The sequence below is a fragment of the Streptomyces sp. NPDC091280 genome (genome assembly GCF_044768565.1).
Classification (GTDB): Bacteria; Actinomycetota; Actinomycetes; order Streptomycetales; family Streptomycetaceae; genus Streptomyces.
On the sequence record NZ_JBIVUZ010000002.1, the window covers coordinates 657,785 to 672,991 of the forward strand.

At 69.2% G+C, this 15,207-nt stretch carries 14 protein-coding genes; all 14 read right to left on the bottom strand.

What is annotated here, in order from left to right:
* Positions 1-141 precede the first annotated feature (141 nt).
* Positions 142-660 carry a tetratricopeptide repeat protein gene (locus ACIQPR_RS09495; protein ID WP_403644430.1) on the bottom strand — a complete coding sequence of 173 codons (519 nt, stop codon included), beginning with the start codon at positions 658-660 and terminating at the stop codon, positions 142-144.
* A complete protein-coding gene (locus tag ACIQPR_RS09500) occupies positions 657-1,331 on the bottom strand; it encodes a GntR family transcriptional regulator (protein WP_403644432.1) in 675 nt (224 codons plus the stop codon). The genes ACIQPR_RS09495 and ACIQPR_RS09500 overlap by 4 nt, the downstream gene beginning before the upstream one ends.
* Complete coding sequence (locus ACIQPR_RS09505; protein ID WP_403644434.1) at positions 1,328-1,951, bottom strand: methyltransferase; 624 nt, start codon at positions 1,949-1,951, stop codon at positions 1,328-1,330. The genes ACIQPR_RS09500 and ACIQPR_RS09505 overlap by 4 nt, the downstream gene beginning before the upstream one ends.
* On the bottom strand, positions 1,948-3,237 hold the full coding sequence (locus ACIQPR_RS09510; RefSeq protein WP_403644437.1) for a protein-L-isoaspartate O-methyltransferase: 1,290 nt from the start codon (positions 3,235-3,237) through the stop codon (positions 1,948-1,950). The genes ACIQPR_RS09505 and ACIQPR_RS09510 overlap by 4 nt, the downstream gene beginning before the upstream one ends.
* Before the next feature lie 3 nt (positions 3,238-3,240).
* Positions 3,241-4,740 carry an NUDIX domain-containing protein gene (locus tag ACIQPR_RS09515; protein ID WP_403644440.1) on the bottom strand — a complete coding sequence of 500 codons (1,500 nt, stop codon included), beginning with the start codon at positions 4,738-4,740 and terminating at the stop codon, positions 3,241-3,243.
* Positions 4,737-6,740, bottom strand: a complete 2,004-nt coding sequence (locus tag ACIQPR_RS09520) for an ATP-binding cassette domain-containing protein (RefSeq protein ID WP_403644443.1) — start codon at positions 6,738-6,740, stop codon at positions 4,737-4,739. Before ACIQPR_RS09520 ends, ACIQPR_RS09515 begins: the two co-directional genes overlap by 4 nt.
* 379 nt (positions 6,741-7,119) lie before the next feature.
* Positions 7,120-8,148: an endonuclease/exonuclease/phosphatase family protein gene (locus tag ACIQPR_RS09525; RefSeq protein WP_403644445.1), complete on the bottom strand. Its 1,029-nt coding sequence runs from the start codon at positions 8,146-8,148 to the stop codon at positions 7,120-7,122.
* Positions 8,149-8,275: 127 nt separating this feature from the next.
* Positions 8,276-9,196: a hypothetical protein gene (locus tag ACIQPR_RS09530; protein ID WP_403644448.1), complete on the bottom strand. Its 921-nt coding sequence runs from the start codon at positions 9,194-9,196 to the stop codon at positions 8,276-8,278.
* The gene (locus tag ACIQPR_RS09535; protein ID WP_403644450.1) at positions 9,193-10,104 is read right to left on the bottom strand and encodes an SAM-dependent methyltransferase; all 912 of its coding nucleotides are present in this window, start codon (positions 10,102-10,104) and stop codon (positions 9,193-9,195) included. Before ACIQPR_RS09535 ends, ACIQPR_RS09530 begins: the two co-directional genes overlap by 4 nt.
* Positions 10,105-10,980: 876 nt before the next feature.
* Positions 10,981-11,760 (bottom strand): aldo/keto reductase, encoded by a 780-nt coding sequence (locus ACIQPR_RS09540; RefSeq protein ID WP_403644452.1) that lies wholly within the window; start codon positions 11,758-11,760, stop codon positions 10,981-10,983.
* Positions 11,757-12,353: an AAA family ATPase gene (locus ACIQPR_RS09545; RefSeq protein ID WP_403644455.1), complete on the bottom strand. Its 597-nt coding sequence runs from the start codon at positions 12,351-12,353 to the stop codon at positions 11,757-11,759. Before ACIQPR_RS09545 ends, ACIQPR_RS09540 begins: the two co-directional genes overlap by 4 nt.
* The gene (locus tag ACIQPR_RS09550; protein WP_403644458.1) at positions 12,347-12,955 is read right to left on the bottom strand and encodes an exonuclease domain-containing protein; all 609 of its coding nucleotides are present in this window, start codon (positions 12,953-12,955) and stop codon (positions 12,347-12,349) included. Before ACIQPR_RS09550 ends, ACIQPR_RS09545 begins: the two co-directional genes overlap by 7 nt.
* Entirely contained in the window at positions 12,952-14,142 is a 1,191-nt protein-coding gene (locus tag ACIQPR_RS09555) for a radical SAM protein (protein WP_403644459.1), read from the bottom strand. The genes ACIQPR_RS09550 and ACIQPR_RS09555 overlap by 4 nt, the downstream gene beginning before the upstream one ends.
* A 26-nt stretch (positions 14,143-14,168) precedes the next feature.
* Positions 14,169-15,200, bottom strand: a complete 1,032-nt coding sequence (locus ACIQPR_RS09560) for a nucleoside-diphosphate kinase (protein WP_403644462.1) — start codon at positions 15,198-15,200, stop codon at positions 14,169-14,171.
* Positions 15,201-15,207: the final 7 nt, after the last annotated feature.

Consider the following 15,207-nt stretch of genomic DNA (forward strand, 5'->3'; position numbering starts at 1 on the left):
CGCTCGTTCGTTCTTCTCGTAGCAATTCAAGGGCAGATGCGGTGCAGACCGTGGAGCGAGGGGGCCCGGCGGACGGAGGGCGCGCTGGAGCGAGAGATCCCTGCGCCAGGGTCTGGTGAGGCCGGGCGGCGGTTGCCACCACTACCGGCTGGTGATGGCCTGATGGTCCAGGCGGATGCGCTCGGCGTCCGGGTGCTGCGGGCCAAGGACCTGCCGGCTCTCCTGGAGGACCTCATCGGCCAGCGCGATGGCCTCCTGTTGCTGGCCGGCGGCGTGGAGGACCAGGGCGAGGTCGCAGCGGATCCGCAGGGTGTGCGGGTGCCCGGTGCCCTGATGGCGCGTCCGTGACGCGATCAGGTCCCGGGCGGCCTCTTCGGCCTCCTTCCACTGGCCCAGAGTGCGCAGCGTGAGGACCAGCAGGTGCTGCGCCGACCAACTGAGCGGATGAACGCGGCCCACCGCGTCCCCGATCGCGTCGCGGATCTCGCGGATCCACTGCTCGCACTGCGCGGGAGAGGTGTGCGAGCGGACCCAGGCCAGCGCGAGAAGGGCACCGAGTGTTGCCTCGTGCCGCTGTCCGAGTTCCTCCTCCCCACGCCGGACCGCGTCCCGGGCCAGGGCCTCGGCCTCGAGCGGCTCGGTGTGCCGCCCGCCGCTCACCGGACACCGCCGGTGCCGCCCGGCGAGAGCGGGACGTACCCGCGGGGTTCATCGCCGTCACCGTGGTGCACTGCGGTCGCGCCAGCCCCTTGTGGCACCGGTGCCGCCGTGCTCCTCGCCTTGCGGACATCGGGGTCAACGAAGTGCCCGTTGGGGTTGTGGGAATACAGAAGTCTCTCCTCCTTGAGCACGGTGAGTGCCTGTCTGACCAACCACGTCCGGGCACCGAATTCGGCGGCGAGCTGGAGCACGCTCGGTATGCGCCGAGCCGGTGGGTACGTGCCGTCGGCGATCCGCTTCCTGATCTCCGCCGCGACGTGGTTCGCCGTGTCCCGGTTCGAGCCCGGGCGGGGCCATGACTCCGTCCGGGCCTCGCCCGTGGGCGCCACGACGGCGGGACCCGTCGGCGGGTGCAGCGGATCAAGGACCACGGTTCCGCGTCCGCGTCCGGGAAAGCAGAGCAGGTACCCCTCCTCCGCGAGCGCCCGGCAGGCGCTGTTGATGGTGGATCGGCTGACCCCGAGTTCCTCCGCGAAGAGCCGACGCGCGGGGAACACCGAGCCCACCGGATACGTACCGTCTTCGATCCGGCCGCGGAGCACGCACGCGATCCGGTCCCGCAGCCTCCGCGCATCTTCAGCAGCCGCCGGCCAGCGATTCGATCCGCTCACCGTGCACCTCCGCCACGTTGGGCGAGCAGCACAGTGAACACCGCGTTCTCCACCAGGGGCCGTTCGCCGGCCTGCGTGGTGAGCAGCGCCCGGGCGTCGGCTTCGAGGACGGCATGATCGTCGCCGAAGAGGTCCGCGCCCGCGAAGGACGTGGTCCGCAGATGTCCGGGCACGCTCTGCGGCGTCCAGGCCCGGGTTATGGGGATGCGGTGCTGGGTGACATCGCTCCACGCTGATGCGGCGAGGCCCTCCTCGAACCGGCCGCCGGGCTCGGTGTAGTTGCGGACGGCGCCCGCCCGGCGCGTGGCTCCCAGGCGGTGCTGGATCAGCTCGCGCCGGGCGCGGGCCCGGTCGGGCGGGTGGGTCCTGAGGCTTCCGTCCCCCATGATCGCCAGCACGGCGCCGGGAGTGGCGGCCAGGAAGGCGAGCGGGATCTGCCCGGTGCCGGTGCCCAGGTCCAGCAGCATGGGGTACGGCAGTTCGCTGAGGGTGTCGGCCAGCAGGCGGGCAGCCTCATCAGGCAGCCCGGGCCGGTAGCGGGCATACTCGGCGGCGGCTGCCGCGAACAGCGCCTCCTTCTCCGGATCCACCGAGGGAAAGGGCTGGTCGTCGTAGGTCACGTGGATGCGCTCCGATCGGCCGGACGGGATGCCGGCAGGGGCCAGGACAAGCGGCCGCAGGGCGATGAGGCCCGCTGGGTGCCGTCGGCGTTGAACGACAGCGGGTAGCGGTCGGGGCAGCCGGCCGCCCGCCACCGGTCGGTGACGTCCTGGATCTCCTTCCACAGGTCGCGCGGCCCCGCGGTGATGACGTTCCACCGCCGGGCGCTCACTGGTTCGACGCGCAGCCAGGAGCCGCAGCCGGGCGCGCCGACTGCCAGGTGTTCGGCGGTGAAGTCCCGCACGAGGGTGCCGCCGAGGAGGTGGTCGACCGCCAGCCACAGGCCCCTGTCGGTGTCCGCGGGAGGAGCGAGCTTGCTTCGCTGCGTCCAGTCCCCCTGGCCGGTGGAGATCCGGGTGCGGAACTCTTCCGCGAGGTAGATCCGGTCCATGCCGTGGCCGGCGCGGTGGCCGGACTCCACCGCGCGCAACTCCGCCCGCAACCGCCCGCCCTGGTCCCGTTCGACGACGGCGAGCGCAGGCCACGACGGGGACGCGGAGGTCACGTGCGCCAGTAGCCGGCCCCCGGCAGCGAGCTGCTCGACCAATGCGGCCGGCACCTTCGAGACCGCGTACGACACGAAGATCCTGTCGAACGTCAGGCCCGGACACCCCGCCTGGCCCGACCCGCACATCACCGTCGGCCGCAGCCCGAGTGCTGCGAGCCGCACGGCAGCGGCGTCGGTGAGGTGCTGGTCCCGGTCGAGGGTGACCACCCCGGTGTCACCGCACACCCGGCAGGCCACCGCGGCGGTCACCCCCGCGCCCGTGCCCACGTCCAGCACCCGCTGACCGGGCCGGAGGTCCAGTTCCTCCAGGAGCATGGCCGTCAGGCTCATGAGCGTCGACATCGACGTGATCGACGCACCCGAGCGGACCCCGCGTGCCCGGCCGAGGAGCTGCTCACCGTCGTGCTGGACGGGCACGCTGCCCCCGTCGTACAGCAGCCCCTGCAGTTCGGGCCGGTCCTGCGGCGCCGACCAGTCCAGCAGCTCCCAGCGCTTGGGCGTCTCGCCGTCAGGACTGCGCCGTACATACGCCTGAGGGATCAGCTCCTCGAGCGGGAGGCTCAGCAGCGCAGCACGGACCGCGCCCAGGCTCAGCGCGCCCTCGGCCTCCAGGCGGGAGACCATCGTGGCGCGCGCGGCGGCCGGATCCACCACCGTGGCCGAGTCCGAGGCGATGGGCGGGGCCGTCCGCGTCGGCGTTGCCGCTGTCTGGGCCGAGCCGGTGTTCAGGGAGGTCACTGCTCACCACCCCGTCTCGGAGTACGACTGACCGGCCAGGATCTGCTCGATGACGTGCCGCGTGTAGGGGACGATCGGCTCGGGCAGGTGCTGCGGCCGCCACCACTGCCATGCGAGGCACTTGTCCTTCTCCAGCAGTAGTGGAGTGCCCGTCCAGGAGCGGACGCGGAACACCACCTGCATGCGAGGCTCGGCCTCGGGGGCTTCGCACAGGTGCACGGTGTGCACGTGGGTGACGTCGGCCGGATCGATGACCAGGCCCGCCTCCGCGCGCGCTTCGCGCACCAGGCACTGGATGGCCGACTCCCGCTCACAATGGCCCGCCAGGAAATGCCACGCCCCTGCGGCGTAGGGCGAGTCGGGGTGCCGCAGGCCGAGCAGGACCCGGCCCTGGTCGTCCTCCAGATACAGGTGGACGCCGATCACGTTGGGCACCGTCGCGTTGACGATGGCCGGTCGCGGGAGTCCGGACTGGGCAGCGTGTCGGTAGACGAGGTCGGCGGTCGACGGACTCAGCCGCAGCCGGTGCAGCATCTGTGGTGCGAACCAGCGCAGCAGGACGCCCTCGTGCAACGGCAGCGTGTCCGGGTCGCCGGTCCACCGGCCCGCGAAGACCTGAATCGGAACGCGCAACCCCTCGACGGAGGTCGCCTCCTCGACGGCGAAGGGCACCAGGTCGGACAGGTGCAGACCGGGTACCTCCTCGGACAACTCGCGCAGGAGGGTCGCCTTCAGTGACAGGTCCTGCGGTTCCTTGCCGCCGCCGAGCAGCGCGAACGCCCCCGGCTCCCAGATGTGTTCGAAGTTGTCCCTCAGATGAAAGAGATAGCGGCCCGCTCCGTCGTGGATGAGAGCGGATGCGTTCACCGGCTCCGGCCGGCCGTCGAGGTCCGCATTGAGGAGCTTGGCGCGCAGTGTCGGGGAACTGACCTCGGCGAGCGGACGCCACTCGGCTCCCGAGACCTCGTCGTCCTGGACGGCGATTGCCGGTGAGCGGCCGGAGGCGAGGTAGAACGCGAAACGGACGTCGTAGTGCCGATGAGCCGGTTCGCTCTTGTCCGGGCGGGCGTCGATGTCGTGGACGTCGATGTCGACAGGCATGTCGAGGAACTGCGGGATCAGGCACAGGGCGCCGGGCCCGATGCCGGTCTCCTCACACACCTCGCGCAGCACCGCGGCGAGCAGGGTGCGGTCACTGGGCTCGATGTGGCCACCGGGGGCCAGGACCAGGTTGCTGGCGTTGTGGCGGACGTGCAGTACGCGCAGGTCCTGGTCGATCACTGCCGCGCTGCAGGTGATGTGCCCGGGCAGCGTGGAACGGCTCGTGGGATCGACGGCCTCCTCGTCGAGCAGCGACAACAAGCCCCGTAGTCGCGTGAGGTCGCCTGGATGGCGTGACAGGTAGGCGTGGACGAGGTTGTTGACCTCGGTCAGGGCGGGCGGCACGGCAGCGTCCTTGTGGGTGGGGCCGGGGCCGGATGCGTGGTCGGATGCCGGGGTCACGTGCCGACCTCCTCGGCGGCGATCGGCGCGGCCTGGTAAGCGGCGGCCTGCAAGGTGAACATCCCGGCGTACTCACCGCCCAGGGCGAGCAGTTCCTCGTGCGTCCCGGCCTCGATGATCGTGCCGTTGTCGAAGACGTAGATGCGGTCGCAGCCGATGACCGAGGCCAGCCGGTGGGAGATCAGCACGGTGATGCGGTCCGGATGGCGGGTGCCGTGCAGGACCGTCTGGTAGACGGCGTGCTCGGCTCGGGGGTCCATGCTGGCGGTGGGCTCGTCCAGGAGCAGTACCGGCGCGTCCTTGTACTCGCCGCGGGCAACAGCGATCTTCGCCCACATGCCGGCGGAGAGCTCCTGGCCGCCCCTGAACCGCTTGGACAGGGTCGCCGCCCAGGTACCCGTCAGACCGGCGATGACCTGGTCCGCGCCGGAGGCGACGGCGGCTTCGAGGACCCGCTCCGGGTCGGCCCGGGTGAGGGTGCCCCTGGAGACGGTGATGTTGGACAGGGCGGAGAACGGATAGCGCGTCGGATCCTGCAGCACCGAGGCGACCCGGGCCTGCAGGGACTCGGTGTCGAAGTGCGTCGTGGGCGTGCCGTCCCAGCAGATTGCGCCGTCCGTCGGGTCGTACAGCCCGGCCAGCAGTTTCGAACAGGTGCTCTTGCCTGAGCCGTTGGGGCCGACGAAGGCGATGGTCTCTCCGGCGTTCACCGTCATGGTGATCCCGGCAAGCGCGGGCTTGTCCTTGCCGGGATACGTGTAGTGCACGCCGTCAAGGGTGATGCTCCTGACCGTGTTCGGGGCCGCCGTCCCGGTGCGGCGCGGCAACACCCTCCGGCACCGCTCCTGGTGCTCCAGGAGGTCGCCCACCCACAGGCTCGTCTCGTACAGCAGGTGCGCGACGTCCACGACGCGGGTCATGGACGAGCGGGCGCTCTGCAGGGCCAGCACCGCTCCCGCGCCGGCCGCGAGCGGCAGCCAGCCGTGGATCAGCATCAGGCCCAGGACCACGTAGGTGACGGCCATCCCGAGCCCGCCGGCGCCGCGGCCGAGCAGCGACAGGCGGGCCTCGTCGAGGTTGAGCCGGATGTCCTCGGCGGTGATCTCTTCGGTCAGCCGCCCGTGCTCGTCCAGCAGTGCCTGCTGGGCGGTGTGGGAGCGCAGTTCAGCCGCGGCGTCGCGGTCCAGCATCAGCCACGAGAACACGTCCGTACGCCGGGACATCTCGTTGAACCGCCGGAAGCTGTGGAAACGGGCCTTCGCGGACTTCACCGAGGCCACGCCGACCGGCAGGACGGACAGCGGCAGCAACAGCAGCAGCACCGGATGCAGGAATGCCAGGACGCTCGCGGTGCCGACCAGCATCATCAGCGCGGAGGCAAGCGTCACGACCTGGCCGATGACTTGCCGCGCGTAGTGCAGCCCCTGGTTGCGCGCGCGGTAGCACTCGTCCTGCCAGGTCGGGCTGTCGACCGCCTCCAGCTTCACATGCGAGGTGAGACGGTAGAACTCGCCTTCCAGGGCTGCGCGGATGAGGGGTGTCAGCCTGCCTTGGGCTGCCGTGACTCCGTACTCCAGCAGGCCGCGTGCCGACAGCAGCCCGACTACGAGCAGCAGTTGAGGGGCTGCGGCGCGCACGCGGTCGGGGGTGGGACCGTCGGCGAAGATGTGCTGGGCCACCCCCACCGTGGCGACGAGCCCGAAGGCGGACATCACGGCGGAGGCGGCCTGCAGCACTGCCAGGGCGATGGTGGCCGTCCGGTTTGCCCGCCAGGCGAAGGCGCCGATCTGCCGCACGGTGCGGGGCAGCTCTGCCAGGATCTTCCACACGCTGGTGCGGGCGGAGGCTCCCTGGTGTACCAGCCACCAGGCCTCGACCATCCCTTCGCCGTCCTCGTTCTGAGCAATGCTCTCGGCCGAGGAGGGCGGCAGCGGGAGAGGGGCGGACCGCGGCGCGGGAACGTCGTTTCGCGGCTGGGCTGCACCCGTGGTCTCACTCATGCCGCCCACCTGGAATCCGGCTGTGCCCCGCCGAGGGAGAGGACGCCAACACCGTGCACGGCAGCGACGGCAAGATCAGTGGCGGGCTGCCGCTGTTCGAATCCGAGAGGTCGATGCGTGGAGGCGGGTACGGGATGCATGGTGTCCTCCGTTTGAGGGTCGGGGTGGCACTGGTGCTCTAAAAAACGCGTCGGATTCGAGGGCGTCACGGCTATTTCGAGGCAATCGGCGAACTGATGTTCCGATGTGGCCGGTTGAGTGCGGAGGACGGTGGGCGGCGGCTTTCAAACTCGTTCGATGGAGTGCAAGTTGCTCGGTTGAGGACGTGCCGGGGCGGCCGGTGCCTCCTGGTTCCAGCAGCCGACCGCCACCGTGCTGCTCATGCGGGAACCGTCCCTTCACTTCGAGTGTTTCGGTGGTGGATGTGGTGGGAGCCGTATCCGGCCGGCGTCCAGAGGGCCAGCGGCAGGAAGTTGCGGCGCAGGGCTTCGGCGAGCTTGCGGCGGGAAAGGATCACCTCGACGCCGTGGTGATCGCTCACTCCAGTGGTGTCCAGGACGTTGACGTCCAGGACGGCCTGGACGATCCAGGGGTCGAGGTAGATCCGGTCGATGCGCCGGGGGCCGCCCTGTCCTGCTGCTCCTGGGGCGTGTCCCGCGGTCGGGTTCAGGGCCTCGGTGTTCACGCGGGCCGCATAGCGGGCCGCGTCGTGCAGGCCACAGCCCAGCAGGGTGTCGTCGAGGTAGGTACAGCTCACCCGGGAGCCGTCCGGACCGGTGTTGGTCCGGTGCCGCACATGCACCGGGTCCGTGATCTGCTGGCTCGTCCAGTCGATGTGCGGGACCTTCTCGCCCGGCTCCAGCGGAAACTCGTTGCAGTCGCCTCCACCGAGGAAGGCGGTACCGGCCTTCATCTTGTCGACGAACGTGGTGAGTTCCTCGGTCTCACGCTCCCGGCCGCGGGGTGAGTTGAACGCGGCGTGCCAGGACACCATCACCCAGTCGACGTCGGGTACCTCGGCGAGCTGGGTCTTGACGACGGTGGGCGGGGTGCGCCACCACGCACGCTGCGCGTCGGAGTCGTAGAGGATCTCGGTCGAGGGAAATGTCTCGGGCCGCAGGAACATCGCCGTGGGATTTCGGCCTGACCCGTTGGGGGGCAGGATGCCCTTCATCCCGAGGGCGTCCTCCGCGGCCCGAAGCCGCCGCTCGCCGTCGAGATGGCTGTAGGTGGCCGCCTGCCGGAGCACGATGTCGGGACGCCGCGGCGCGAGTATCCCTTCGTGGGCATCAAGCCACCGCTGTGGGAAGGCACCGTCTGCTGTGTCCTTGCCTCCGTCTCTCTCCAGGTTGAGGGAGATCACTCGCACGATGGGCTCGCGGTATTTCTCCCTTGCCCTCACAGGCATGGTCAAAGGTCCGTTTTCCTCTCCGCGTTCGGGGGAGTGAAGCGTCCGCGGGCTACTGCCTGCAGATCGGGGCGGCGACGACGGTGATCCGACGTGAAGAGGTCGGCCGCCTCCTTGTGAGGAGCTGTCATGCGGGATCACCGGCCGCGATCGCCGACCCTGTGCTGGTCCTGTTGTCGTGAGGCTGGTACATCGCTGCCGGCCGGTGCAGGACGCTGCGCAGCACAGCGGCGTCGAACTCGGCGCGCAGCGGCAGATGGTCGGAGAGCCGCCGCAGATGCGGGGTGTCGCAGACGGTGAAGCCGGTCAGGGCGGGGGCGAGTTCGCCACTGAGGTAGCCGCGGTCGACGCAGTAGCGCGGGCCCGGCGGCCGGCCAGGGTGCTCGCGGTAGCCGGCCGAACCGCACATGGCGTCGGGCTGGTCCAGGTGCTGGGCAGCGTGGCGGGCCATCTCGATGTAGCCGGTGGCGAGCATCTCGCGGTCGGGCCGGTCATCGGTACGCCGGAGGCCGCCCTCGTCGTAGGTGCGGTTGGCGACGAAGGTCTGGTCGTCGTAGCCCTCCCAGGGACCGCCCTCCCCGATGCGGTAGGAGTTCCAGTCCCAGAAATGGACCGCCAGCCATCCGGGTTTGGCCAGCGTGGAGCACCACTTCGCCTCGATGAGCCGGTACTCCGGGTTCCAGTAGCAGGCGTGGCCGCTGACACAGCTGACCTGACGGGGGCTCAGAGCGCCATCGACGTCACGGAACTTGACGGCGATGTTCGCCGGGGCGTGCCAGGGAGCCCAGTCCTGTGGATACTCCTCGACGAAGGCAAGGGGGCCGCCGCGCTTGAGGAAGATCGCGTTGTCGTTGGTGCTGCCTGGCCGGCCCACCGCGATGTAGCCGTCCATGCCCAAGCGGTCGGCCTGGTCGGCGAGCTGGCCGGGCTGTACCTCCTGCTGGAAGAGAATGTCGGGGTCCTGCTCCCTGATCCAGGCAGCGCCTTGCTCCCAGTTGATGCCCTTCTCCAGGTTCCAGTTCAGCGCGGTTATGGTCGTCGCGGTCACGCGGAAGTCCTCTCGGTACCAGGGCAGGGGATGCTGTGGGCCTGAACCGTCAGGCCCGTCAGCTGGGCTGTTCCGCCAAACTGTTTGAGTGAGACGCCGCCGTAGATGTCGATCTCGGCGGGGGCTTCGGTGTCGGGATCGGGGCGCCACCGCGGGCAGGAGACGATGCCGGGGTCCAGCAGGGTGAGGCCGTGGTGGAACGTCGCGAGTTGGGCGGGGCTGCGCAGGACATAGGGCAGTACGTCGGCGATGTGGTTGTAGTTGTCCTGGGCTTTTGCGAGGGCGGAGTCGGTGTCGGTGCGGTCGGAGTACACGAAGTAGCTGCCGGCGGGCAGGTCTGCCGTAAGGCGGCGGACGATCGCCGTCGCAGCGGCGTGGTCCTCGACGTGTCCGAGAACGCCCATGAGCATCAGCGCGACGGGCTGGGAGAAGTCCAGGTGGTCATGGGCGGCGGCCAAGACCGTGTCCGGGGCGTGCAGGTCTGCGTTGACGGCGGCGACGCGGCCTTCGCGTGTGCCGATGGACAGGGCTCGGATGTGGTTGATGACGTTCGGGTCGTTGTCGACGTAGACGATCCGGGCTGCCGGGGCGACCCGCTGTGCCACCTCGTGGGTATTGTCGGCTACGGGCAGCCTGCTATCAGTGTTGACGCTCTGCCTGTCACCGATGTCGACGGGCATCCCAGTACCGATGTCGAGGAACTGGCGGACCCCGAGTTCAGCGGCGAGGAGGGTGACCGCGCGGACGCGAAACCGACGCGCTTCGCGGACGATGGTGTCGATCTGGGGGGCGATGACACGGTAGGCGTCGCCGGCCCGGTGGTCGGCGTCGTAGTAGTCCTTGCCGCCCATCCAGAAGTTCCAGACGCGCGCGGAATTCGGGACCGACGTGTCGAAGTGTTTGATCATGGGTTTCTTCCGGGCCGGAACTGGTCGTCAGTGCAGGTCTGCGGCGGGGGCCGTAGACGTGGGCGGGTCTGCGGGTGAGAGGGCGGAGAGTTGGGCGTGGCGGGTCTCGTGCTGCACGTGTGTGCCGGTCATCGGCGGTTTCTCGTGGTGTGGGCGAGTTCAAGGGGGGGCAGGCGGGCATGTCGGCCCCGCGGATACTGCGGATGAAGCCTTCGGACCACTGCGGGTGGTCGACGTTGAGCGCTTTCTCGGTCAGCCAGCGCCGCTGGACGTCGTCCGGATCTGCCGGTGCGCCGAGTTCCGGCTGCGGTGGGGGTGTGGTGCTCTGGCTCATGCTGGCTTCGGCTTCCTCAGCCACCTCTGGACGGATGGACGGATGCACGATGCGTCCTTCGACGTACGCCGTTCCACCTGTGGAGAGGGCCTGTAACGCGACCTGGAACCGAAGTCTGCTCGGCGGCGGGATATCGCCGAGGACTCGGGTGATGGGGAGCACACGGAGGTTGGCCCTCGGGTCGCGGTACGCCAGGCGTCCAACGGTCTGGCGAGTCATCGGTTCAGTTGCCCAGATGTGCGTGATGACCTTCCTGCGCCTCATCTGGGTGCAGGGCAGCGCGACGCGCCGAAGGAGAGGGAGGCCGTCCGTGGCGCCGTGAAGTACCTCAGTGGCAGCTTCCCTCGGATTCTGCCCGCCGCTCATGGACCCGGTGGGCATCAAGATCAGGTCGCACAGGTCGGCGACGACCAGTGAGTCCGGCCCCACGGGCACGAGTAAGGACACTCCGACGACCGGAGGCCGCCAGTTCTCGTACGGAACAGTCCTTCGCTCGGGATCAGAGCTGTGCACGGCAGGTATGCCGACGGTGATGGCCGACATCAGTTGCAGCCCTCCGCCGCAGCCACGATTTCCGCGAGATGGCGCGGCTGACTGGTACTGGGGATGGGAGCGATGTGCCTGCCGTGGTCGAGGAGCCACTGCAGCGGTTTCGCGGGGCCGCCGTGGGCACTGGCGAGACGGCCAGCATCGAGCGGACGGTAGGCTACGTACGGAATGCCGAGTTCTGCACACAGCTCTACGACGTCGTCGAAGCGATCGGTGGTGTTGAAGACGTTCTGTACCGCTGCCACGGTCAGCTCTTTGGCGATGCGGCGGACGTCGGTGGGAGTGACTTTCGACAGACCGATGTGGCCGATCTTGCCTTCGTCTTGTAGGGCCTGCATGACGGCGATCTGGTCGTCGAGGCCCACCTCGGGGTCGATGCGGTGCAGGTAGCACAGCTCCAGACGCTCGACCTTCAGACGCCGCAGGCTCGCTTCCACGCAGGCCCGTAGATAGAAGGGGTTGCCGAGGGGTTTCCACTGGCCCGGCCCGGGGCGGAGCATGCCGACCTTCGTGGCGATCAGCACGCGATCCGGGTACGGGTAGAGGGCGTCGCAGATCAGGTGTTCGGCAGTATGGGGTCCGTAGGCGTCGGCAGTGTCGATGTGGCTGATGCCGTACGTGTGCACGGCCTGGACGAGGATGCTGCGCGCTGTGTCGACGTCGGTGAGTTCCCCCCAGGTGCCTGGGCCCGTCAGACGCATGGTGCCGAACCCGAGCCGGGCGACTGTCTTCCCAGCGATGGCGATGGTGCCCTCAGGGGGCGCGGAAGTCATACGAGGGCCTCATTCAGGCAGCTCTGAACGGCTTCTTCGACGATGTGGGCCTGGTTGTCGGGGTTGCTGGTCACCCGCAGGTGTGGGATGTTGTCGCGGTCCAGGAGCTGATGGACGTGCTGGTCGACGAGGCGCCGGTAGCGGGCGTCGTAGTCGTGACCGGTGTCGACCGGCACACTCTCGTCGAGGACCGTCGCCAACAGCAGGTGGTACTTGGGCAGTTGGGTGGCGGCAAGCGTGAGGAGGCGCTCGTTTTCCACCCGGGGAACGGTGTCGCCTCGGTATTCCAGCGCGGCGTGGAAGTAGGCGACGGCGTCGTGGACGGCCCGGTCCACGAGGACCACCTCGGCGTCCCGGGTGGCTGCGCCGATCTCGTCCGCGATGCCCTGCGCGATGATCCACTCAGTGGACCGGGCGGTGTGGTGCTGCATCTTGGGCAGACCGGCCGCGGCGGCGCGCTTGCCGAGACGGCCGGTGCGTTCCACGGCGACCCCCTGAGCGCGTAGTTCCATCTCGATGCGCCGCAGGAGCATGGTCTTGCCGGTGGAGTGGGTGCCGAGTACCCCTATGCGGATGGGCTGGGTCGTTACCACAGGGTGGGTTCCTGTTCGGGTTGGGGGGCGCCGGGCAGGCCGGGCGGCACTGCCGCAGCGATCAATTGGTCCCAGGTCTCGTAGTGCTCGGCCATGGCGAGCAGGAGCTGGGCGGCGGCGTAGGCGTCGTAGGTCGCGCGGTGACGGCCCACGCGCGGGGCCTGTGACAGGTCCGGCGTTACGTGCTTGAGCAGGGCGTCGAGGGTGTACGAGGGCAAGTCCTTGTAGGTCGCCTTGGCCAGGCGCAGGGTGTCGATGACCCCGGCCGGCTCCCACTTTGGAAGGTGGCGGTGCAACTCCCTGTAGTCGACGTGCGCGTTATGGGCGCAGATCCAGGCCTGGCCGAGGAAGTCACCTACCTGGTTGGCGAGTTCTGCCCAGGCCGGCATGTCGGCGAGGACGTCGTTGGTCAGGCCGTGGATGCCGGCCGCGCGCGCTGTCACCGGCCGCTCGGGGCGGATCAGCCACGCTCCGGCCGCGCTGGTGTCCGGCAGTCCGGCGCGTACGGGCAGCGCGGCGATCTCGACGAGGTCGGGCGGGTTGGTCCCGTTGCCCTCGACGTCTACGACGAGCAGCGCGGGCCAGGAGGCGAAGTCGTTCATGTGGCGTCGGGTCCGTTCTCCGCCTCCCAGCCGATGGGGGCCCGGCCATGCTGGCGGTACAGGTGAGGTTTGTCGCGGTCGTGGCACTGGTAGCCGAACCCGTGCTGGAGGTAGTAGCGGGCAGGCTCGTCCAGTCCCTCCACGACGATGGCACGGCCGTTGACCTCAACATTGCCCACCGCACCGAGGGAGCGTGCCTCGCGAATGACCTCGTCCAGATCGGGCTTGACCCACGCCTTCGCACACAGGGCTATCTGCTCGGGCGGGCAGATGTCGCACAACTCCCGCACCCCGTAGTGGCCGTTGTAGTCGGCCTCCGCGTGGGCGTAGGCGACTGCGCAGCTCGTCTTGCGGAACAGGGTCCCCCACGGCGCAGCTCCGGGGATCCGTGCCGTGTCGAAGGCGTCCAGGATGCGCTGCTCCGCTTCCTCCGGCATGATCTTCCGCCGGGCCGTGCCGTCGTACGGCATCGGTAGACCATGTTCGTCGTAGTAGGCGGCGATCTCTTCCCGGAAGAACAGGCCGGTGAACACCGTGGCGTGCGCGGTCAGGGACAGTTCGCGGGCCCGTTCGATGTGCTCGGCGGAGTCGTTGAGTCCCGGCACGATCGGCCGCCAGTACAGCACCGTCTTGTACCGCTCGGCGTGCTCGTGCAGTATGCGCAGGCTGTCGGCCGCGATGGTGGAGTTCACCGGCTCGATGGCGGGGTTGTCGATGCCGGAGTGTGTGACGAGGATCGTCAGCCGCAGGTTCCGGAAGGAGTTGAGGACGACGCAGTCCTCGTCACTCACCCGCCAACGGGTGATGATCAGGACGTGGTTGGTCAGGCTCTTGTCGTCGAGCATCCGGAGCACCGCGAATACATGTGGTTTGACCTGCGGAAGCATCGGGTCGGTGGCCCGGTTCAGGAGCTGAATTGGCGTCCTGTGGGGCCGGAAGTACGGGTGGCTGGTGAGGAGGGCGACGGCGTCCTCGTCGCTCATCAGCCGCCGCGGCGTTTTCATGGCGAAGTTGTCGAATGAGTGACGGACGCAGTAGCCGCACTCCAGCGGGCAGCCGACGATGTGGTTTACCGAGACGCCCGACTTGCGGTAGTTGATCACGTCCGCGAGTTCGCGCCTGAGCCCACCGATCTGCTCTGCGGTCAGCAGGGGCAGCGGGCGGCGGGCCAGGGTGGGGGCAGTCACGGAATCCTCCAGATGCTTGGGGGTGGTCACCGGTCGGCGGGCGTGGGCTGGAGCGGCACGCCGGAGGGGGAGGTGAGCAGGAGGCGGCGCTCGGCACCGAACCAGGTCCCGAAGTCCCGACGGGCCGCATCGGGGTCGTCCGACGTGTGGACGAGGTTGTGTACGAGGCGCTTCTGCGCGAGGGCGGCTTCGAGGCTGTCGTTTCCGTAGTCCCCACGGATCGTGCCGGCGGTGGCCCGGGTGGGGTCGAAGTGACCGATGAGCCGGCGCAGCCGGGCGTGGAGGCCGGGCTTGCCGTACACGAGGGCGACCGTGACCGTCTTGCCCGCGTACGCGTCGTCCAGGCACGCGGGGATGTCGCGGTCGGGGAAGTAGTCGGCGTCGACGAGGAGATCCCAGTAGTGCACGTGGGCCTGCCACGGCTGCACGGTGACGTCGACTCGGCGGCGAACGGTGACGCCAGCGGCGGCGATCCGCTCCAGTACGGCGTCGACCAGGCCGCGCTCCACTGCGTCCGGCTTGCACAAGATCACGGAGCAGGTGTCGAAGTCGGATTCCAGCAGCCTGCGGCCGGGGCCCCACCATGTGCCGTATTCGCGGCGGGCGCTGTGCGGATCGTCCGACGTGTGAACCAGGTTTCGGATGAGGCGGTTCTCCGCATTTGCCACGGCGAGGCTGTCGTCGCCGAGGTCACCGCGGATGGTGCCGGGCACGGCCCGGCTCGGGTCAGTGTGCCCGATGAGCTGCCGCAACTTGGCGTGGATACCGAGTCCACCGTGCGCCAAGGCGATGGTGACCATCTGATTCGCGTACGCGGCGTCGATGTAGGCGGGCAGGTCCCCTAGGTTCCGGCGGCCGGTGTCGGCGAGCATGTCCCGGTACACAACGTGTGGCTGCCACGGCTGCGCCACCACGTCCATATGGTCCGAGACGGTGAAGCCCGCGTCGGAGACCATCCCCAGGATTCGGTTGACCAGGCCGCGTGCTACTGCGTCCGGCTTACACAGGACGACCGCCCATCGCTCGAAGTCGACGCCATCCACCACGGCGCCGCTCATGGGCCTC

Excerpts from the sequence above, each read along its gene's own strand:
- ACIQPR_RS09520 (WP_403644443.1), bottom strand. The coding sequence starts at position 6,740 with ATGAGTGAGACCACGGGTGCAGCCCAGCCGCGAAACGACGTTCCCGCG.
- ACIQPR_RS09525 (WP_403644445.1), bottom strand. The coding sequence starts at position 8,148 with ATGCCTGTGAGGGCAAGGGAGAAATACCGCGAGCCCATCGTGCGAGTG.
- ACIQPR_RS09535 (WP_403644450.1), bottom strand. The coding sequence starts at position 10,104 with ATGATCAAACACTTCGACACGTCGGTCCCGAATTCCGCGCGCGTCTGG.
- ACIQPR_RS09540 (WP_403644452.1), bottom strand. The coding sequence starts at position 11,760 with ATGACTTCCGCGCCCCCTGAGGGCACCATCGCCATCGCTGGGAAGACA.
- ACIQPR_RS09550 (WP_403644458.1), bottom strand. The coding sequence starts at position 12,955 with ATGAACGACTTCGCCTCCTGGCCCGCGCTGCTCGTCGTAGACGTCGAG.
- ACIQPR_RS09560 (WP_403644462.1), bottom strand. The coding sequence starts at position 15,200 with ATGAGCGGCGCCGTGGTGGATGGCGTCGACTTCGAGCGATGGGCGGTC.